The 18,634-nt window shown below is 64.6% G+C and carries 15 protein-coding genes; 12 read left to right on the top strand and 3 right to left on the bottom strand.

Annotation, left to right across the window (positions count from 1 at the left end):
• Window positions 1-97 precede the first annotated feature (97 nt).
• From BMX43_RS10225 to BMX43_RS10195, 7 genes are all read left to right on the top strand, one after another.
• Window positions 98-775 (top strand): response regulator transcription factor, encoded by a 678-nt coding sequence (locus tag BMX43_RS10225; RefSeq protein WP_091301004.1) that lies wholly within the window; start codon window positions 98-100, stop codon window positions 773-775.
• A 72-nt stretch (window positions 776-847) separates the two neighbouring features.
• Window positions 848-1,972 (top strand): FIST N-terminal domain-containing protein, encoded by a 1,125-nt coding sequence (locus tag BMX43_RS10220; RefSeq protein WP_091301002.1) that lies wholly within the window; start codon window positions 848-850, stop codon window positions 1,970-1,972.
• A gap of 3 nt (window positions 1,973-1,975) precedes the next feature.
• Window positions 1,976-4,195, top strand: coding sequence for a PAS-domain containing protein (locus BMX43_RS10215; RefSeq protein WP_091301000.1), 2,220 nt, complete (start codon window positions 1,976-1,978; stop codon window positions 4,193-4,195).
• Window positions 4,196-4,274: 79 nt separating this feature from the next.
• Complete coding sequence (locus tag BMX43_RS10210; protein WP_091300998.1) at window positions 4,275-4,805, top strand: SRPBCC family protein; 531 nt, start codon at window positions 4,275-4,277, stop codon at window positions 4,803-4,805.
• Window positions 4,806-4,843: 38 nt separating this feature from the next.
• On the top strand, window positions 4,844-5,329 hold the full coding sequence (locus BMX43_RS10205) for a (2Fe-2S)-binding protein (RefSeq protein ID WP_091300996.1): 486 nt from the start codon (window positions 4,844-4,846) through the stop codon (window positions 5,327-5,329).
• Window positions 5,330-5,387: 58 nt separating this feature from the next.
• Entirely contained in the window at window positions 5,388-7,760 is a 2,373-nt protein-coding gene (locus BMX43_RS10200) for a xanthine dehydrogenase family protein molybdopterin-binding subunit (protein WP_091300994.1), read from the top strand.
• Between the two features lie 10 nt (window positions 7,761-7,770).
• Window positions 7,771-8,559, top strand: coding sequence for an FAD binding domain-containing protein (locus BMX43_RS10195; RefSeq protein WP_091300992.1), 789 nt, complete (start codon window positions 7,771-7,773; stop codon window positions 8,557-8,559).
• Between the two features lie 60 nt (window positions 8,560-8,619).
• Here BMX43_RS10195 and BMX43_RS10190 read toward each other — a convergent pair whose 3' ends face one another.
• The 3 genes from BMX43_RS10190 to BMX43_RS10180 are packed head-to-tail and all read right to left on the bottom strand — an operon-like array spanning window position 8,620 to window position 12,010.
• The gene (locus BMX43_RS10190; RefSeq protein WP_091300990.1) at window positions 8,620-9,618 is read right to left on the bottom strand and encodes a glucokinase; all 999 of its coding nucleotides are present in this window, start codon (window positions 9,616-9,618) and stop codon (window positions 8,620-8,622) included.
• A gap of 46 nt (window positions 9,619-9,664) precedes the next feature.
• Window positions 9,665-10,981: a GH1 family beta-glucosidase gene (locus BMX43_RS10185; protein WP_091300988.1), complete on the bottom strand. Its 1,317-nt coding sequence runs from the start codon at window positions 10,979-10,981 to the stop codon at window positions 9,665-9,667.
• A 3-nt stretch (window positions 10,982-10,984) separates the two neighbouring features.
• Window positions 10,985-12,010 (bottom strand): LacI family DNA-binding transcriptional regulator, encoded by a 1,026-nt coding sequence (locus tag BMX43_RS10180; RefSeq protein WP_091300987.1) that lies wholly within the window; start codon window positions 12,008-12,010, stop codon window positions 10,985-10,987.
• A 267-nt stretch (window positions 12,011-12,277) separates the two neighbouring features.
• On the opposite strand from BMX43_RS10180, the gene BMX43_RS10175 reads away from it, so the two are divergent.
• The 5 genes from BMX43_RS10175 to BMX43_RS10155 all read left to right on the top strand — a co-directional run bounded on the left by BMX43_RS10175 (window position 12,278) and on the right by BMX43_RS10155 (window position 18,547).
• Window positions 12,278-13,630, top strand: coding sequence for an ABC transporter substrate-binding protein (locus BMX43_RS10175; protein ID WP_091300985.1), 1,353 nt, complete (start codon window positions 12,278-12,280; stop codon window positions 13,628-13,630).
• A 70-nt stretch (window positions 13,631-13,700) separates the two neighbouring features.
• A complete protein-coding gene (locus BMX43_RS10170; protein WP_091300983.1) occupies window positions 13,701-14,693 on the top strand; it encodes a carbohydrate ABC transporter permease in 993 nt (330 codons plus the stop codon).
• Complete coding sequence (locus tag BMX43_RS10165) at window positions 14,693-15,820, top strand: carbohydrate ABC transporter permease (protein WP_091300981.1); 1,128 nt, start codon at window positions 14,693-14,695, stop codon at window positions 15,818-15,820. Before BMX43_RS10170 ends, BMX43_RS10165 begins: the two co-directional genes overlap by 1 nt.
• Before the next feature lie 9 nt (window positions 15,821-15,829).
• On the top strand, window positions 15,830-17,449 hold the full coding sequence (locus BMX43_RS10160; RefSeq protein WP_091300980.1) for an alpha-amylase family glycosyl hydrolase: 1,620 nt from the start codon (window positions 15,830-15,832) through the stop codon (window positions 17,447-17,449).
• 12 nt (window positions 17,450-17,461) lie between these two features.
• Window positions 17,462-18,547, top strand: coding sequence for an ABC transporter ATP-binding protein (locus tag BMX43_RS10155; protein ID WP_091300978.1), 1,086 nt, complete (start codon window positions 17,462-17,464; stop codon window positions 18,545-18,547).
• The last annotated feature ends 87 nt before the right edge of the window (window positions 18,548-18,634 follow it).

Raw genomic sequence — 18,634 nt, 5'->3', positions numbered from 1 at the left:
AGCAAACAGGCAAGCCGTTGGCGCGACCGCGACTTTCGGCTTGCTTGTGTCGCCTTCGCCCTGCGTTAATCTGCCACAGGAGGACGGAGGAATTGCCATGTCGGAACGGAGCTTGTCCACGGCGCTGATCATCGATGATCACCCGCTGTTTTGCGATGCCCTGTCGATCACCCTGCGCGCAGTTGCAGGCGTGGCGCAGGTGGAAACGGTGGATCGGCTGGAAACCGCGTTGGCGCGGCTGGATCTGTCACCCTTGCCGGATGTGATCGTGCTGGATCTGAACCTGCCCGATGTCACTGGGCTGGACGGGCTGATCCGGCTCAAGGCGGCGGCGGGGGCGGTGCCGGTGGTTGTGGTGTCCAGCCTCGCCGACAACCGCGTGGTGGCGGCGGCGTTTCAGGCCGGGGCGGCGGGCTTTGTGCCGAAACATTCGCGCCGCGAGGTGTTCCGCACCGCCTTTGATGCGATCCGTGCTGGGCAAAGCTATTTCCCCGAAGGCTTCGTGCCGCCGACGGCGGAAGGTGGCCCGGTGACCAGCCGCGAACAGGCGATTGCCCGTCTGGCGCTGCTGACCCGGCAACAGGCCAAGATCCTGCAACTGATCTGCGAGGGGCGGTTGAACAAGCAGATCGCCTATGATCTGTCGATTGCCGAAACCACGGTGAAGGCGCATGTGACCGCGATCATGCGCAAGCTGGGGGTGCAAAGCCGCACGCAGGCGGTGCTGATCGCCGGCGAGGCAAGTTTCAGCGCGATCATGCCCGAGAATGGCTGAGCGCTGGCGGGGTGGCAAGCGGCGCTGCCTCCGGCGGGAGTATTTGCGCCAGGGTGAGGAGGGGCGCGGGCAATGAGTGACGGCCCGGTGATCGTGACGGCCCATGTCGGCGCGCGTGAGGCGCTGCCGGGCGCGCGGCTGGCTGCGGCGCTGGGGCCGGGGCCGTTTGCCTGCATCTTCCTGTTCATCTCGCCCGAGGCCGATCTGCGCTCGCTTCTGGCCGAAAGCGCCTTTTCCGCCCCGGTGATCGGCTGCACCACGGCGGGCGAGTTGTCGGATGAGGGCTATTCCGAAGGCGGAATCGTGGCCTTGGGGTTGCCCGAACGCTATTTTGCAACCGATCTGCTGCTGGTCGAAGATCTGGCCGCGATTGACCGCGAAGACATCATCGGGCGCCTGATCCGCTCGCGTCAGGGGCTGATGGCGGCGCGTCCGGGGTGGGAGCATGAGTTTGCCTTTCTCATGGTCGATGGGTTGTCGATCCGCGAAGACGAGTTGACGGCGGCGCTGGCGGCAGGCCTTGGCCCGGTGCCGTTGTTTGGCGGCTCGGCCGCAGATGGCACGCGGTTCCGGGAAACCTTCGTGATCCATGGGGGCAGGGCGCTGCGCAATGCCGCCGTTCTGGCCATGGTGCGGTCGCGCTGCCGGGCGCGTGTGTTCAACATAGATCACCTGACGCCGACCGATCTGCGCATGGTCGTCACCTCGGCCGATCCGGCCAACCGCATCGTACGCCAGATCAATGGCGAGCCTGCCGCGCAGGAATATGCGCGGCTTCTGGGCAAGGATCCGGGGCAGCTCGATACCTTCACCTTCGCCGCCCATCCGGTGGTGGTGCGCATCGGCGGGCGCCACCATGTGCGCGCCATTCAGCGTGTGGCGCCCAATGGCGATCTGATCTTCTTCTCGGCCATCGACGAGGGGCTGGTGCTGACGCTTGCCGAACCGCAGGACATGGTCACCCATCTGGAACAGGAGCTGGCCCAGCTGTCGCGCAATGCCGCGCCCGAGGCGATCCTCGCCTGTGATTGCATCCTGCGCCGGATGGAGGCGCTGGAAAAGCAGAAGACCGGCGCCGTCTCGGCTATCCTGCGGGCGAATCGCGTGGTGGGTTTTTCCACCTATGGGGAGCAGCTCAATTCCATGCATGTGAACCAGACGATGACAGGCGTTGCCATCTATCCGCCGGGGGTCTGACCGATGCCCGATCTGAACGCGCGCAACCTGCTCAACCCTGCCGATCCGCCGGAACGTCAGCGCGAAAAGCTGCTGGTGATTGCCGAGGCGCTGATGCGGCGGGTGGAACAGGCCACCGATGACGGCGGCGCCGCCTATGCGCAGTTTCAGCGCGCCGCGATGCTGGAAGATCAGGTGTCCGCCCGCACCCGCGATCTGGAACGCGCGCTGGATCTGCTGAACCAGTCCAACGCCCGGCTGGGCGAGGCCAACCGCGAGACCGAGGCCGCGCGACAGAACCTCGCCGATGCCATCGAGACGGTTCAGGAGGGGTTTGCCTTATTTGGCCCCGATGATGTGCTGGTGATGTGCAATTCGCGCTTCGGGATGCACATGCTCGATCTGCGCGACCATCTGAAACCCGGGCTGCCCTTTGATGAATATGTCGAACGGGTCAGCCGGTCGCGCTATCTGGCGCTGCCCGAAGGCGAGACACCGCAGGACTGGGCGGTGAAGCGGCGCAGGCGGCATCAGGACCGGCACGTCATCTTCAACGTCCGCCTGATCTGGGATCGCTGGCTGCAAATCTCGGAACACCGCACGGGCAATGGCGGCACGGTGATCATCCAGACCGACGTGACCGACATCATAAGGCTGGAGCGCGAGGCGCGCGGCCGGATGCTGGACGATCAGGCCCGCATCATCCGCGCCACGCTGGACCATATCAGCCAGGGCGTCTGCATTTTTGATGCCGAACGGCGGCTGGTCGGCTGGAACCAGCGGCTTGGCGCGCTGCTGGCCATTCCGATGCAGCGTTTCCGCATGGGGGTGGGCTTCGGCACGCTGATGGAGCGGCTGGAACATGAGGTGCGCTTCGGCGAGGGCATGACGGCGCAGCGCTTTGCCGATTGGGTGATGGGCGGGCCGGGGCGCCCCGCGCTCAGCTTCGAATTGCAGCATGGCACGCTGATCCTGCAAGCCCATGCGCAGGAAATGCCCGATGGCGGTTTCGTGGTCAGCTTCACCGACATTACCGCCGAACGCGCCGCCCGTGCCGCCCTGTCTGCCGTGAACGAGACGCTGGAAGCCCGGGTGATGGAGCGCACGCTGGAACTGGCCGATGCGCTGGCCGATGCCGAACGCGCCAATGCCAGCCGCGCGCGGTTTGTGGCCGCGGCCAGCCACGACCTGCTGCAACCGCTGTCGGCCGCCAAGCTGTTCATCGGCTCGATCGAGGCCGAGGCGCTGGAGCCTTTCGCGCATGAGGCGGTGACCAAGGCACAGAACGCGCTGGATTCGGTGGAAGGCATCCTTGCCGCGCTGCTCGATATTTCCAAACTGGAAAGCGGGCGGCTGGCGGTGTCGCCGGTGCCGGTGCGGCTGGACCGTATCCTGAACCCGCTGCGCGAGGAATTTGCGGCGCTGGCGGCGGCCAAGGGGCTGCGGCTGACGGTGATGCCCTGTTCCGCCGTGGTGTTTTCCGATCCGGCCTATCTGCGCCGCATCCTGCAGAACCTGATCGGCAATGCCGTGCGCTATACCGCGCAGGGCCGGGTGCTGGTGGGCGCGCGGCGCCATGGCGGCATGATCCGGCTGGAGGTGCGCGATACCGGCCCCGGCATTGCCGAAGAAGATCAGGACGCGATCTTCCGCGAGTTTCACCGGCTGGATGCGCCCGCCTCGGCCTCTGAAGGGATGGGTCTGGGCCTCGCCATCGTCGAACGTGCCTGCGCCGCCTTGGGCCATCCGCTGGGCCTGCAATCCGAGGTCGGGCGCGGCAGCTGCTTCATGCTGCAGCTCAACCGTGCCGAGGGCTTGACCGAGGCCGCAGCCCCCGCCCCGCGCCGCGATCTGCCCGAACCGCAGGGCACCCAGGACCGCATCGCCTTTCTGGTGGAAAACGAACCCGACCTGCGCCGCGCCATGACGCTCTTGCTGGAAAAATGGGGCGTCAGCGTGCTGGATGCCGCCAATGGCGAAGAAGCCGCCGCGCTGATCGAGGAAATCGGCATCCTGCCCGATGTCTTCCTCGTTGATCAGCAATTGGGCGAGGGCATGTCGGGGCTGGAGTTCATCGCCCTGATCCGCGCCCGCCATGGGTTTCTGCCCGCCTGTCTGATCACCGCGCAGCGCACGCCGCAGCTTGCCGCCGCCTGTGTCGAGGCCGGGGTGAAGCAGTTTCTCAAACCGATCGACGCCCGCGCGCTGGAAGCCTGGCTGGCCGCGTTGCCAGCTGCGGCCTGATTTTCTACGACCAAGGTTCCATAGCGGCTTGCGAAGGAACCTTGGTAGCGTTCACATAAAACGATGGGGAGGGATTTCGATGCAACTCACCGATCAGCGCGACATCAAGGCGCCACCCGCAACCGTCTGGGCTGCGATCCTTGACCCTGACATGCTCAAAGCTGCCGTGCCCGGATGCGAAAGCGTGGTCGGCAGCGTCGAGGACGGGTTCGAGGCGGTCGTGGTGCAGAAAGTCGGCCCGGTCAAGGCGCGGTTCACTGGCATGGTGAAACTGTCCGACATCGTGCCGGGCGAAAGCCTGACGATTTCGGGCGAGGGCAAGGGTGGGCCTGCGGGCTTTGCCAAGGGCGGCGCCAAGGTGCGGTTCGAGGCGATCCCCGAAGGCACCCGCCTGAGCTACGAGGTGGAGGCCAATGTCGGCGGCAAGCTGGCGCAACTGGGCAGCCGCATCATCGACGGGTTTGCCAAGAAGATGGCCGACGAGTTTTTCGAGCGGTTCCAGCAGGCTGTGGAGGGCCCGCAGGAACCGGATACCCCACCCGAGCCGGTCGCCGAGGGAGAAGCGGCGCCGGAACAGAAAAAGGGCTGGATCAAACGTCTGCTGGGCTGACCGCGGCCCGGACCCAAGCATAAGCCAGGGAGGAAAGAATGGCGAAAGTCTCGATGACGGTGAACGGCAAGGCCGTTTCCGGGGAAGTGGAGGGGCGGACGCTGCTCTCCACCTTCCTGCGCGAAGGGTTGGGGCTCACCGGCACCCATATCGGCTGCGACACCTCGCAATGTGGCGCCTGCACCGTGCATGTGGATGGTAAGCAGGTGAAAAGCTGCGCCATGTTCGCAGCCGAAGCTGATGGGGCCGAGGTGCGCACCATCGAAGGCATGGCCAATGCCGATGGCTCTCTGTCGGTGATCCAGCAGGCGTTTCAGGATCACCACGGGCTGCAATGCGGTTTCTGCACGCCGGGCATGGTGATGGCTGCGGCCTCGCTGCTGGCCGACAATCCGAAACCTACCGAAGCCGAAGTGCGCCACCATCTGGAAGGCAATATGTGCCGCTGCACGGGCTACCACAACATCGTCAAGGCGGTGCTGGCGGCATCTGGTCAGGACGCAGGCCAGATCGCAGCGGAATAACAAGCGCAAACAGGGTTTTGCGGTGCAAAGTTAAAGCACTGTATCAAGGGAGGATACTATGCCGAAAGACGGTGGCATCGGCGCCAGCACCAAGCGGCGCGAAGATGTGCGGTTCCTGACCGGAAAGGGCCGCTACACGGACGACATCAACATCCGCGGTCAGGCCTATGCCTGGTTCATCCGCTCGGATGTGGCTCATGGCAAGATCAACAGCATTGATTCCAGCGCCGCCGAGGCGATGCCGGGCGTGGTGAAAGTGTTCACCGCCGCCGATTTCGCGGGCGTGGGCGGTATTCCCTGCGGCTGGCAGGTGACGGATCGGTTTGGCAAGGTGATGCAGGAACCCAAGCACCCGGTCCTGGCCGATGGCAAGGTGCGCCATGTCGGGGATCCCATCGCGGTGGTGGTGGCCGAAACGCTGGAACAGGCACGCGACGCCGCCGAGGCGGTGGAGATCGACATCACCGAACTGCCTGCGGTGGTCAACATGAAGGCGGCTTTGCTGCCCGACTCTCCGAAAGTGCATGAGGAGCTGACCTCAAACCTCTGCTATGACTGGGGTTTTGTTGAAGAGAACAAGGCGGCGGTGGACGAGGCGTTTGAAAAGGCCGCCCATGTCACCACGCTGGAACTGGTGAACAACCGTCTCGTCGCCAACCCGATGGAGCCGCGCGTGGCGGTGGGCGATTTTGAATCGCATAGCGGCCAGCACACGCTCTACACCACCTCGCAGAACCCGCATGTGATCCGCCTGCTGATGGGCGCCTTCGTGCTGGGCATCCCGGAACACAAGCTGCGCGTCGTGGCCCCCGATGTGGGTGGCGGCTTTGGGTCGAAGATCTACCACTATGCTGAAGAGGCCTTCGTCACTTTCGCCGCCAAGGCCTTGAATCGCCCGGTGAAGTGGACCTCCAGCCGGTCCGAGGCGTTTCTGTCCGACGCGCAGGGCCGCGACCATGTGACCAAGATCCAGCTGGCGCTGGACGCCGACAACAACTTCACCGCGCTGCGCACCGATACTTATGCGAATATGGGCGCTTATCTGTCCACCTTCGCGCCCTCGATCCCGACATGGCTGCATGGCACGCTGATGGCGGGCAATTACCGCACGCCGTTGATCTATGTGAATGTGAAGGCGGTGTTCACCAACACCATTCCGGTTGATGCCTATCGCGGCGCGGGCCGCCCCGAGGCCACGTTCCAACTGGAACGGCTGGTGGACAAGGCTGCGCGCGAACTCGGCGTCTCGCCGATCGAACTGCGCCGCCAGAACTTCATCAAACCCGATCAGTTCCCCTACCAGACCCCGGTCGCCGTGGTTTATGACACCGGCAATTACCACGCCACGCTGGACCGGGTGCTGGAAATCTCCAACTACGCCGGGTTCGAGGCGCGGGCGGCGGAATCGAAGGCGCGCGGCAAGCTGCGCGGCTTTGGCCTTGCGCATTACATCGAGGCCTGCGGCATCGCGCCCTCCAACCTCGTGGGGCAACTCGGCGCGCGCGCCGGTCTGTACGAATCCGCCTCGGTGCGGGTGAATGCCACCGGCTCGATCACCGTGTTCACCGGCAGCCACAGCCACGGCCAGGGCCACGAGACCAGCTTTGCCCAGGTGGTGGCCGAAATGATCGGCATCGACGCCGGCCAGATCGACATCGTGCATGGCGACACCTCCAATACGCCGATGGGCATGGGCACCTATGGCTCGCGCTCGCTGGCGGTCGGCGGCTCCGCCATCGTTAAGGCCACCAACAAGATCATCAACAAGGCCAAGAAGATCGCCGCCCATCTTCTCGAAGCCTCTGAAGGGGATATCGAGCTGAAGGACGGCAAGTTCACCGTCGCGGGCACCGACAAGTCGGTGGATTGGGTCGGCGTGACGCTGGCGGCCTATGTGCCCCACAACTACCCGCTGGAAAGCATGGAGCCGGGGCTGGAGGAAACCGCCTTCTACGATCCGTCGAACTTCACCTATCCCTCGGGCGGCTATGCCTGCGAGGTGGAGGTCTGCCCCGAAACCGGCAAGGTCACCATCTGCGCCTTCTCGGCGGCTGATGATTTCGGCAATATCGTCAATCCGATGATCGTCGAAGGTCAGGTGCAGGGCGGGCTGGCGCAGGGCATCGGGCAGGCGCTGATGGAAAACTGCGCCTATGACGAAAACGGGCAGCTTCTGTCGGGCTCGTTCATGGATTACGCGATGCCCCGCGCCGATGACTTCCCGATGTTCACCGTCGATCACAGTTGCAACACGCCCTGCACCCATAACCCGCTGGGCGTGAAAGGTTGCGGCGAGGCGGGCGCCATCGGCTCTCCGCCCGCCGTGGTCAATGCGGTGATCGACGCGCTGCACCGCGCCGGCCGCACCGACATCGCCCATATCGACATGCCGCTGACGCCTTCGCGCGTCTGGTCGGCGATGAACGCGTAAGGAGGACAGGATGCACAATTTCGAACTCGTCAAACCCTCCACCATCGCCGAGGCGGTGGCTGCCTTGGGGCAGGAGGGCGCGCAAGCGCTCTCCGGTGGCCAGACCCTGATCCCGACGATGAAGCAGCGCCTGAACATGCCCGACATGCTGGTCAGCCTGACCGGCATCGCCGAGATGAAAGGGGTGTGCAAAGGCGATGGCGGCCTGCATATCGGCGCCGCCACGCAACATGCCGTTGTGGCGAAAGAGGCCGCTGCGGCCTATCCGGCGCTGGCAAAACTGGCGGGCGGCATCGGCGATCCGGCGGTGCGCAATCGCGGCACCATCGGCGGCAGCCTTGCCAATAACGACCCGTCCGCCTGCTACCCCGCCGCCGCTCTGGCTTCGGGGGCGACCATCGTCACCAACCAGCGCAGCATCGCCGCAGATGACTATTTCCAGGGCATGTTCGCCACCGCGCTGGAAGAAGGCGAAATCATCACCGAGATCCGCTTCCCGATCCCGGAAAAGGCCGCCTATCTGAAGTTCGAACAACCCGCCTCGCGCTTTGCCCTGACCGGCGTCTTCGTGGCGAAATACCCCTCGGGCGTGCGCGTCGCGGTCACCGGCGCCTCGAATGACGGGGTGTTCCGCTGGGCCGAGGCGGAAGCGGCGCTCAGCGCCAATTTCGCCCCCTCGGCGCTCGAAAGCCTCAGCCTGTCGGGCGAGGGCATGATCGCCGATCTGCATGGCAGCGGGGATTACCGCGCCCACCTTGCCAAAGTGCTGACCAAACGCGCCGTGCTCGCCGCGTCCTGATTTCATCTTGGCAAAAATATCCCCGCCGGAGGCAAGGCCCGCTACATAGCGGGCCTTTTCTTATCCCTTGCCGCCATTCACCAGATAGACCGCACAGCCGGTCAGCGCCGCATAGTCATCAGCCACCACCGTCACCGCAAATTCGCTTTGCAGCAGCGGAATCCGGCGCGGCTTGCGGAACCCCGCTTCCAGTCCGAAACTTGCGAAATGTGGCGCCATGGCCAGCGACATGCCGCCGATCAGGTAGATCCCGCCATAGGGCAGGTGGATCAGCGCCAGATCACCCAGCGTCTGCGCCAGAATCCGGGTGTAAAGCCGGGCCGCGTGTCCCGCCGTTGCCTCGCCCGCCGCCAGATTGGCCAGCACTTCCGCCGATGCCGCCGTGCTGCCAAGCCCGGCCTCGGCTGCGGCAAAGGCGTGCAGATTGGCAAGGCCACGCCCCGAAAGCGCCTCTTCCACCCCGGCATGGGCCACTTCGCCGCGCAGGTCCAGCAGCGCCTCCAGAAAGCGCACCAGCCGCAGATCCTCGTCCGATTGCGCGGGCAGGTTCACATGGCCACATTCCGAAGGCGGCACCACCCGGCCCCAAGGCGTGTTGTGCACCGGCGCCGCATTGACTCCGGTGCCCAAGCCCACCACCAGCATCGAGCCGCCGTCTTCCATCGGCCCTTCGACCACACGGCGCAGGTTTTCCGGCGCGATATAGCCCAGGGCCTGCCCCTGCGCCTGCAGATCGTTTAGAATCGCCACCTGCGCCGCCCCTGTGGCCCGCGACACCCGATCCGCATCGATCACCCAGGGGCTGTCGTCGCTGTCGCGCAGATTGGTCATCACGATGGCGCCATGGCGCAGCGGCCCCGCCGCCGCGACGCAGGCCCCGGCCAGCGCGCCCACCGCCTCTTCGGCCATGTAGCGCGCCAGAACCTCGTCGATCCCGTTGTAATCGGCATTGCGAAAGCGCCGGATGCTGGCCTCGCGGATCGCCTTGCCATCGGCCAGCGCCACGCGCGTATTGGTGCCGCCGATATCCGCCACCAGCGCGGGAAGGGTGTCACTCATCAGGTCCTCCAGATGCGTAAGCGGTGCCGGGCCAGAGCAACCAGTTTCAGTTCCGCGCCAAGGCGCGTTTCAGCGCGTGATAGGACGCTTTCGGGGTTCTTGCAAAGGTCTTGAAGTCCACATGCACCAGACCGAAGCGTTTCTCGTATCCCTCTGCCCATTCGTAATTGTCGAGCAGCGACCAGTAGAAGAAGCCGCGCAGATTGCAGCCCGCCGCAATTGCCCGCTGCGCCGCCGCGAAATGCTGCGCGACAAAGCGGATGCGGGCTTCGTCGTCAACGCCGGGCACATCGGCATGGGCCATGCCGTTTTCGGTTACATAGATCGGCAGATCGCCCACATGGTCGCGCGCCAGCCGGGTCAGGAACCCCTCCAGCCCCTCGGGATAGACTTCCCAACCCATCTGGGTTTTCGCCAGCGGCCCCGGCACCTCGCGCGTGGCGGGCCAAGGGGCGCCGGGGGCGGCGGCATGGATGTGGCGGGTGTAGTAATTCACCCCCAGCCAGTCGAGCTTCTGCCCGATCAGCCCCATATCCGCCTCCCATCCCGTGGGCATATGCGGCGCAAGCCCGGCCAGCGCCTCGGCGGGGTAGGTGCCGCAGGTGATGCCTTCGATGAACCAGCGGTTGAAGATCGCATCCTGCACCGCCGCCGCCGCCTGATCCGCAGGGGCCTCCGAGGCCGGGGTGGCATGGTCGAAATTCAGCACGATCCCAAGGTTTTTCTGCCCAAGGCCGCGCAACCGCTCCACCGCCGCGCCATGGGCCAGCAGGATATGGTGCATCGCCCGCGCCGCCGCCCGGATGTCGCGCAAGCCCGGCGCATGGGCGCCCAGAAAATGCGATAGCCAGGCCACGCACCACGGCTCGTTCACCGTGGCGGTGCTGACCACCCGGTCGCCGATCCGGCGCGCGATCACCTCGGCGAAATCGGCGAACCGCAGGGCGACATCGCGGTTGCGCCAGCCGCCCAGATCGGCCAGCGTCGCGGGCATGTCCCAGTGATACAGCGTCAGGAACGGCTGCAAGCCACGCGCCAGCATCCCGTCCACCAGCCGGTCATAGAAATCCAGCCCTTCGGGGTTCACCACCGCCCCATCGGGCATCACCCGCGCCCAACTGGTGGAAAAGCGATAGGCATCGAACCCTGCCGCAGCGATCAGATCCAGATCCTCGGCCCAGCGGTGGTAATGGTCGCAGGCCACCGCGCCATCCTCGGCCCGCACCACATTGCCCGGCGTTGCCGCGAACGTATCCCAATGCGACGGCCCGGCGCCGCCAAAGCGGCTGCCTTCGATCTGATAGGCGGCGGTGGCCGTGCCGAAGAGAAACCCTTCGGGGAAAGTGGCACGCGGCGGGATCATGGGTCAGCCTTTGCAGGGGCCGGTGGACTGGCCGATGATCAGCTCTGCTTCCAGAAGCAGCTCTTTCGGCCCGGTTTCGCGCCCGGAGATGAGGGAAAGCAGCATATCCGCCGCCTGCCGCCCGGCCTCGCGCACGGAGGAGCGGGTGGCGGTGAAGATCGGCACATCGTCGCCGTTGCGCAGATAGCTCAATTCGTCGTCATGGATGATCACCGACACGTCGCGCCCCAGCCGCAGGCCCTTTTCCTCGATCGCGCGCCGCGCCCCCAGCGCCATGATCATCGACGACACCAGCAGCGCCGTCGGCGGGTTGGGCGCGCGCAGCATGGCCGCCACGGTGCGATGCCCCGCGGTTTCGGTCATCTCTTCGCTGACCATGATCGCGGGGTCGAGCGCGATGCCGCGCTGTGCCAGCGCCTGTTCATAACCCGCGCGGCGGCGGATGGCGAAATCCATGAATTCTAGCCCGTTCACCAGCCCGATCCGCCGATGCCCCAGATCGAGCAGGAATTCCGTCGCCCGGTGAAAGGCGCGGCGGTTGTTCACATCGACCCAGCTATAGGGCAGGGCGCTGCCGGTGGCGCGGCCATGCACCACGAAAGGCACCTCCATCTCGGTCAGCAGGGCGATGCGCGGGTCGTCCAGCCGAGGCCCATGCACGATCACCCCATCCACCGTGCCGCGCGATTTCAGCTCGCGGTAAGCGCGTTCCTCGTTGTCATCGGGCACCACCGACAGCAGCATGTCATAGCCGTTGCGCGAATAGACCTCGCCCGCACCAGCGATGAAATCGGCGAAAACCGGGTTGACGATCTCGTGCCTTGTGGTCAGCGGGATCACATGCCCCACCGCCATGGCCCGCCCGGTTGCCAGCCGGATCGCCCGGGTGTTGGGCTGATAATTGTAGCGCTTCGCCGCCGCCGCCACCCGCTCGCGCGTGGCCTCGTTGACCTCGGGGTAGCCGTTCAGCGCCCGGCTGACCGTGGTCGGCGAGAGATCCAGTTTGCGCGCAAGCTCCTTGAGGTTCATATTTTTGCCCAAAGCGTTTCAAATCAGCGGTCAGATTAGCGACGACATGTCGCAAGGTCAAAGGTGAAACTGCGGATTTTCCGCAGGCGCACGTTGTTTCTGCACATGCATAACAACAGATTGCCGCCGCAAAGGTGCAGAGTTTCATTGACAGGCAACCTCTGCGCCGCATAGTTGAAACACCCAAAGCGGTTTGAAAATGATTCCCGCTGGGACTGGATGCAGGGCGACGGCCCGCATCTTCGGAGGATTACGGGGAGGATGGGAATGACACGGAAACTTTTCGCCAGCGCGGCCGTGCTGGCTTTGCTGGGCGGTGCCGCCGCGGCGCAGGACCTGAAATTCGCGCCGGGCGAGGATGCGCGGTTTCACTGGGACAGCTATGAGGCGCTGAAATCGGTTGACCTCAAGGGCCAGACGCTGACCGTGCTTGGCCCCTGGCTTGGCCCCGACAAGGATCTGGTCGAAAGCGTGATCGCCTATTTCGAGGCGGCGACGGGCGCGACGGTCAACTATTCCGGCTCCAACAGTTTCGAACAGCAGATCGTGATCGACGCCGAGGCCGGTTCGCCCCCCGATGTCGCGGTCTTCCCGCAGCCCGGCCTTGCCGCCGACCTTGCCGCCAAGGGTTTCCTGCGCCCGCTGGGCGACGATACAGCGAAATGGCTGACCGACAATTACGCCGCAGGCGAAAGCTGGGCCGATCTGGGCACCTATCCGGGCAAGGATGGCGCCAAGGCGCTTTATGCCTTTCCCTACAAGGCCGATGTGAAATCGCTGGTCTGGTTCGTGCCCGAGAATTTCGAGGATGCGGGCTATGAGGTGCCCGAAACCCTGGAAGACCTGAAGGCGCTGACCGAACAGATCGTCGCCGATGGCGGGGTGCCGTGGTGCATTGGTCTGGGTTCGGGCGCCGCCACCGGCTGGCCCGCCACCGATTGGGTCGAAGACCTGATGCTGCGCATCAACACCCCCGCCGATTACGACGCCTGGGTGAAGAACGAACTGAAATTCGACGACCCGAAAGTCGTGGCCGCGATTGATGAATTCGGCTGGTTCGCCCGCAATGACGCTTTCGTGGCAGGCGGTGCCGGCGCAGTCGCCTCCACCGACTTCCGCGACAGCCCGAAGGGCCTGTTCGCCTCACCGCCGCAATGTTTCATGCACCATCAGGCCTCGTTCATCCCCTCGTTCTTCCCGGAAGGCACGGTAATCGGACAGGATGCCGATTTCTTCTATTTCCCGGCCTATGCAAGCAAGGATCTGGGCCAGCCGGTGCTGGGGGCAGGCACGATGTTCGCCGTGATGTCCGACAATCCGGCGGCCAAGGCCTTCATCGACTTCCTGAAAACCCCGATCGCGCATGAGGTCTGGATGGCGCAGACCGGCTTTGTCACCCCGTACAAGGGAGTCAATACCGAGGTTTACGGCGATGTGACGCTGAAAAAGATGGGTGAAATCCTGCTCGGTGCCTCGACCTTCCGGTTTGACGGTTCCGATCTGATGCCGGGTGCCGTGGGCGCGGGTATCTTCTGGACCGGCATGATCGACTACACAGGGGGCAAAGAGGCCGCTGCGGTTGGCGCCGAAATCCAGAAAACCTGGGACACCATCAAGTGATCTGAGCCTTGCAGGCCCGCCCGGCACCGCCGGTCGGGCCCCTGCCGCCAGAACCCGGGGAGGGGTTTCGATGCAGCAACTGTTCATGGCTTCGGCCACCATCATCATCGGCGTCTTCGGCTGCGTCGGGTATTTCTTCGTCTCGAACCTCGTGCTCGACACGCTCCTGCCGCCCCGCGGCCCCGAGGCCGGGCGCAACATTTCCCGCGCGGCGCAGATCCGCCCCTGGCTGTTCCTGCTGCCGGCGATCCTGCTGCTGTCGGTCTATCTCGTCTATCCGCTCGTCGTGTCGGTCGTGCTGTCCTTCAAGGACTCGCAGGGGGCAAGCTGGGTGGGCTTCGACAATTACACCTGGCTGCTGAACGACACGAAATTCCGCGAATCTCTGGGCAACAACCTGCTCTGGCTGCTCGTCGTGCCTGCCGCTGCCACCTTCTTTGGCCTGATTGCCGCCGCGCTGACCGACCGTATCCGCTGGGGCAACTTTGCCAAGGCGATGATCTTCATGCCCATGGCGATTTCTTTCGTCGGCGCGTCGGTGATCTGGAAGTTCATCTATGATTACCGGGGCGAGGGGCAGACCGAGGTCGGCGCGCTCAACGCCATTGTCTCTGCTTTCGGGGGCACACCGCAGGCCTGGCTGACGGTGGAGCCGACCAATTCCTTCCTGCTGATGGTGGTGCTGATCTGGATCCAGACCGGCTTTGCCATGGTGATCCTGTCCGCCGCGCTGCGCGGCATCCCCGAAGAAACCATCGAGGCCGCCATTCTGGACGGCGCCTCGCCCTTGCAGATCTTCGCCCGCATCAAGGTGCCGCAGATCTGGGGCACCATTGCCGTGGTCTGGACCACGATCACCATCACCGTTCTGAAGGTGTTCGACATCGTGCTGACCATGACCAATGGCCAATGGGGCACCCAGGTGTTGGCCAACCTGATGTTCGACTGGATGTTCCGCGGCAACGATACCGGGCGCGCCTCGGCTGTCGCGCTGGTCATCATGCTCATGGTCACGCCGATCATGGTCTGGAATATCCGCAACGCCCGCAAGGAGATGCGCTGATGGACAACATCGCCGGAACCAAATCTTCCCTCGTCTGGGCGGTACACATGGCCACCGCCGCGCTGGTGCTGCTCTGGGTGTTGCCGACGCTGGGCCTGCTGGTGTCATCTTTCCGTGACGCCGATCAGATCGCGGCCTCGGGCTGGTGGCGTGCGGTGTTCAGTTCGGAACAAAACATCGTCTACCGCGCCGCCGATGTGCAGACCCAGGTGCAGCAGGGTGATCTTTGGGTGTTGCAGGGCAATGTGTTCGACGGCGGCAAGGGCGAGGTGCAATCCTTCGGCATCACCTCGCGCGCGCCCTCCGACTTCGCGCCCGGCACCGCCGCGCCGATGAAAGACGGCATGGCCGCGCAGGTCGAGGTGAATGGCGATTACCGCATCACCGCCCCCAAAGCGTTCGAGGGGCGCAGCCCGCGCCTTTTCGTCACCTCGCTGACCCCGCCGCGCTTCACCCTCGCCAATTACAGCAAGGTGCTGTTCGCCGAAGGCATCGGCCGCGCCTTCCTCAACACCATGACGGTGACGATCCCCGCCACGGTGATCCCGATCCTGATCGCCGCCTTCGCCGCCTATGCGCTGGCCTGGATGGAGTTTCCAGGCCGGGCCCTGCTGATCGCCGCCATTGTCGGCCTGCTGGTCGTGCCGCTGCAACTGTCGCTCATCCCTTTGTTGCGGCTGCACAATTCCATCGGAATCGGTAAGGAATATCTGGGTATCTGGTTGGCCCATAGCGGTTTTGGCCTGCCTCTCGCCATCTATCTCTTGCGCAATTACATGGCCGGTCTGCCGCGCGAGATCATCGAAAGCGCGCGGGTGGACGGGGCGACAGACTTCCAGATTTTCCTCAAGATCATCCTGCCGCTCAGCTTCCCTGCGCTCGCCAGCTTCGCCATTTTCCAGTTCCTCTGGACATGGAACGACCTGCTGGTGGCGACCGTGTTCCTGGGCAACACGCAGGATCAACTGGTGATGACCGGCGTGCTGCGCGAGCTGATGGGCTCGAAAGGCGGCGAGTGGGAAATCCTTGCAACCTCGGCCTTCGTCTCCATCGCGGTGCCGCTGGTCGTGTTCTTCGCCATGCAGAAATACCTGGTGCGCGGCCTGCTGGCCGGCTCCGTCAAATAGAGGCGCATAATGACCCTGACGAAAGACGAAAACTGGTGGCGCGGGGCGGTGATCTATCAGATCTACCCGCGCAGCTATCAGGACAGCAATGCCGACGGCATCGGCGATCTGGCGGGCATCGTGCAGCGCCTGCCGCATATCGCCGGCCTTGGCGCCGATGCGATCTGGCTCAGCCCGTTCTTCACCTCGCCGATGAAGGATTTCGGCTATGACGTGGCCGATTACTGCGATGTCGATCCGATGTTCGGCACGCTGGCCGATTTCGAGACGCTGGTGACCACCGCCCATGCCCTTGGCCTGCGGGTGATGATCGACCTCGTGCTGTCGCATACCTCTGACGCGCATCCTTGGTTCAAGGAAAGCCGGGTGGACCGCAGCAACCCCAAGGCCGACTGGTATGTCTGGGCCGACCCTTCGCCCGATGGCACCCCGCCCAACAACTGGCTGTCGATCTTCGGCGGCCCGGCCTGGCACTGGGACTCGCGGCGGCAGCAGTATTACCTGCACAACTTCCTGACCTCGCAACCCGATCTGAACTTCCACGAACCGGCGGTGCAAGAGGCGCTGCTGGATGTCGCGCGGTTCTGGCTGAAACTGGGGGTCGATGGGTTCCGGCTGGATACGATCAACTTCTATTTCGCCGACAAATACCTGCGCGCCAACCCGCCGCTGCCGAAGGAACTGCGCAACGATTCCATCGCGCCTGCGGTCAACCCCTATAACCACCAGCTGCATCTGTTCGACAAGAACCAGCCGGAAAACCTTGAATTCCTGAAGAAATTCCGCGACGTGCTGCGCCCTTACGGGGCTGCCGCCGTGGGCGAGGTGGGCGATGCCCAGCGCGGGCTGGAGATCATGGCCGAATATACCTCGGGCGGCGACAAGGTGCAGATGTGCTATCCGTTCGAGATGCTGCAACCCGCCCGGCTGACCGCGCAGGGTGTGGCGCAGATCTTCACCCGCATGGGCCGTGCCGCCCCTGATGCCTGGCCGTGCTGGAGCTATTCCAACCACGACACCGTGCGCCACATCACCCGCTGGCACCTGTCTGACGCCGGGGCCAAGGCCTATACCGCGCTGCTGATCGCCTTGCGCGGCTCGATCTGCCTGTATCAGGGCGAGGAACTGGGTCTGCCCGAGGCCGAACTGTCGTTCGAGGATCTGCAGGATCCTTACGGCATCGAATTCTGGCCCGAGTTCAAGGGCCGCGATGGCTGCCGCACGCCGATGGTCTGGCAGCGCGACAATCTGCATGGCGGGTTCAGCACCGCCGCCAAAGCCTGGCTGCCGGTCACCGCGCCGCATCTGCCGCTCGCCGTGTCGGAACAGGCCGGGGAAGCCGGGTCGATGCTGGAATTCTACCGCGCCGCGCTGGCCTTCCGCCGTGCCCATCCCGTTTTGCGTGACGGCAGCATGGAAGGATTGCAGGCCGAGGGCGACGTGGTGCAATTCCTGCGCCGGGGCGACGAGGTGCTGTTCTGCGCCGTCAACCTTGGCGAAACCTGCATCACCGTGACCCTGCCGGAGGGGAGCTGGCAGGGCATCGGTGCGGAACTGGGAGGTCAGCCGGTCACCGGGGGGACCGTGACGCTGGACGCCTGGCAGATCTGCCTCGCACGCCGGGCATAGGGGAGGGACAAGATGGCCGAACTGAAACTGAGCAATGTCGCAAAAGCCTATGGCGATGTGAAGGTGCTCAAAGACATCAACCTCGACATCAAGACCGGCGAGTTGATCGTCTTTGTCGGCCCCTCGGGCTGTGGCAAATCCACCCTGCTGCGGATGATCGCGGGGCTGGAGCGGATCACCGGCGGCGATTTCACCATCGACGGCGTGCGCATGAACGATGTGCCGCCCGCCCAGCGCGGCATCGCCATGGTGTTCCAGAGCTATGCGCTCTACCCCCATATGACCGTGCGGCAGAACATGGAATTCGCGCTGAAGATCGCGAAGAAATCCGCCGCCGAGATCAACGCCGCGGTCGAAAAAGCCGCGCGCATCCTGCAGCTGACCCCCTATCTGGAGCGTCTGCCCAAGGCCCTTTCGGGGGGCCAGCGGCAGCGCGTGGCAATCGGGCGGGCGATCGTGCGCGACCCCAAGGTCTATCTGTTCGACGAGCCGCTTTCCAACCTCGATGCGGCCCTGCGCGTCGCCACCCGGATCGAGATTGCCCAGTTGAAAGAGGCGATGCCCGACAGCACGATGATCTATGTCACCCATGATCAGGTGGAGGCGATGACGCTGGCCAGCCGCATCGTGGTGCTGGCAGGGGGCGGGATCAGCCAGGTTGGCACGCCGCTCGACCTTTATCAGCGGCCCGAGAATGAATTCGTGGCGCAATTCATCGGCAGCCCGGCGATGAACCTGATGCCGGGAGAGATCACCGCCACCGGCGCGCAGACCCGCATCCGTCTGGCCAATGGCGGCGAGGCGCTTGCCGATATTCCGACAACTTCGGTCGATCTGGGCCTGAAGGTCAATCTCGGGGTGCGGCCAGAGGATCTGGTGCCCAGCACCGGCATCCCGCTGTTCACCGGCCAGGTGGAGATCACCGAGGCGCTGGGGGAGGTGACGCTGCTCTATTTCGCCCGGCAGGGCGAGGCGGCGCAGGTCGTGGCCAAGCTGCCCGGCATCCATTCCGGCTTGCGCCACAGCACGGTCAGCCTGAGCGCCGATCCGTCGAAGATCCATCTGTTCCACAGCGGCCGCTCGCTGCTCTACCGCTGACAGGACCAGCAGGAACAGCGCCGACAGCGCCACTGCGATCAGCAGCGGCAGCCAGAGCGTGAAACGGGGCGGAGGCGGCAGGTTTTC

The sequence above is a fragment of the Gemmobacter aquatilis genome (assembly GCF_900110025.1).
Taxonomy (GTDB): domain Bacteria; phylum Pseudomonadota; class Alphaproteobacteria; order Rhodobacterales; family Rhodobacteraceae; genus Gemmobacter; species Gemmobacter aquatilis.
This window is presented reverse-complemented; position numbering and strand designations above follow the sequence as displayed.

What these genes read in the sequence shown, in the direction of transcription:
- BMX43_RS10225 (WP_091301004.1), top strand. Translation starts at nt 98, where the DNA reads ATGTCGGAACGGAGCTTGTCCACGGCGCTGATCATCGATGATCACCCG.
- BMX43_RS10220 (WP_091301002.1), top strand. Translation starts at nt 848, where the DNA reads ATGAGTGACGGCCCGGTGATCGTGACGGCCCATGTCGGCGCGCGTGAG.
- BMX43_RS10215 (WP_091301000.1), top strand. Translation starts at nt 1,976, where the DNA reads ATGCCCGATCTGAACGCGCGCAACCTGCTCAACCCTGCCGATCCGCCG.
- BMX43_RS10210 (WP_091300998.1), top strand. Translation starts at nt 4,275, where the DNA reads ATGCAACTCACCGATCAGCGCGACATCAAGGCGCCACCCGCAACCGTC.
- BMX43_RS10205 (WP_091300996.1), top strand. Translation starts at nt 4,844, where the DNA reads ATGGCGAAAGTCTCGATGACGGTGAACGGCAAGGCCGTTTCCGGGGAA.
- BMX43_RS10200 (WP_091300994.1), top strand. Translation starts at nt 5,388, where the DNA reads ATGCCGAAAGACGGTGGCATCGGCGCCAGCACCAAGCGGCGCGAAGAT.
- BMX43_RS10195 (WP_091300992.1), top strand. Translation starts at nt 7,771, where the DNA reads ATGCACAATTTCGAACTCGTCAAACCCTCCACCATCGCCGAGGCGGTG.
- BMX43_RS10190 (WP_091300990.1), bottom strand. Translation starts at nt 9,618, where the DNA reads ATGAGTGACACCCTTCCCGCGCTGGTGGCGGATATCGGCGGCACCAAT.
- BMX43_RS10185 (WP_091300988.1), bottom strand. Translation starts at nt 10,981, where the DNA reads ATGATCCCGCCGCGTGCCACTTTCCCCGAAGGGTTTCTCTTCGGCACG.
- BMX43_RS10180 (WP_091300987.1), bottom strand. Translation starts at nt 12,010, where the DNA reads ATGAACCTCAAGGAGCTTGCGCGCAAACTGGATCTCTCGCCGACCACG.
- BMX43_RS10175 (WP_091300985.1), top strand. Translation starts at nt 12,278, where the DNA reads ATGACACGGAAACTTTTCGCCAGCGCGGCCGTGCTGGCTTTGCTGGGC.
- BMX43_RS10170 (WP_091300983.1), top strand. Translation starts at nt 13,701, where the DNA reads ATGCAGCAACTGTTCATGGCTTCGGCCACCATCATCATCGGCGTCTTC.
- BMX43_RS10165 (WP_091300981.1), top strand. Translation starts at nt 14,693, where the DNA reads ATGGACAACATCGCCGGAACCAAATCTTCCCTCGTCTGGGCGGTACAC.
- BMX43_RS10160 (WP_091300980.1), top strand. Translation starts at nt 15,830, where the DNA reads ATGACCCTGACGAAAGACGAAAACTGGTGGCGCGGGGCGGTGATCTAT.
- BMX43_RS10155 (WP_091300978.1), top strand. Translation starts at nt 17,462, where the DNA reads ATGGCCGAACTGAAACTGAGCAATGTCGCAAAAGCCTATGGCGATGTG.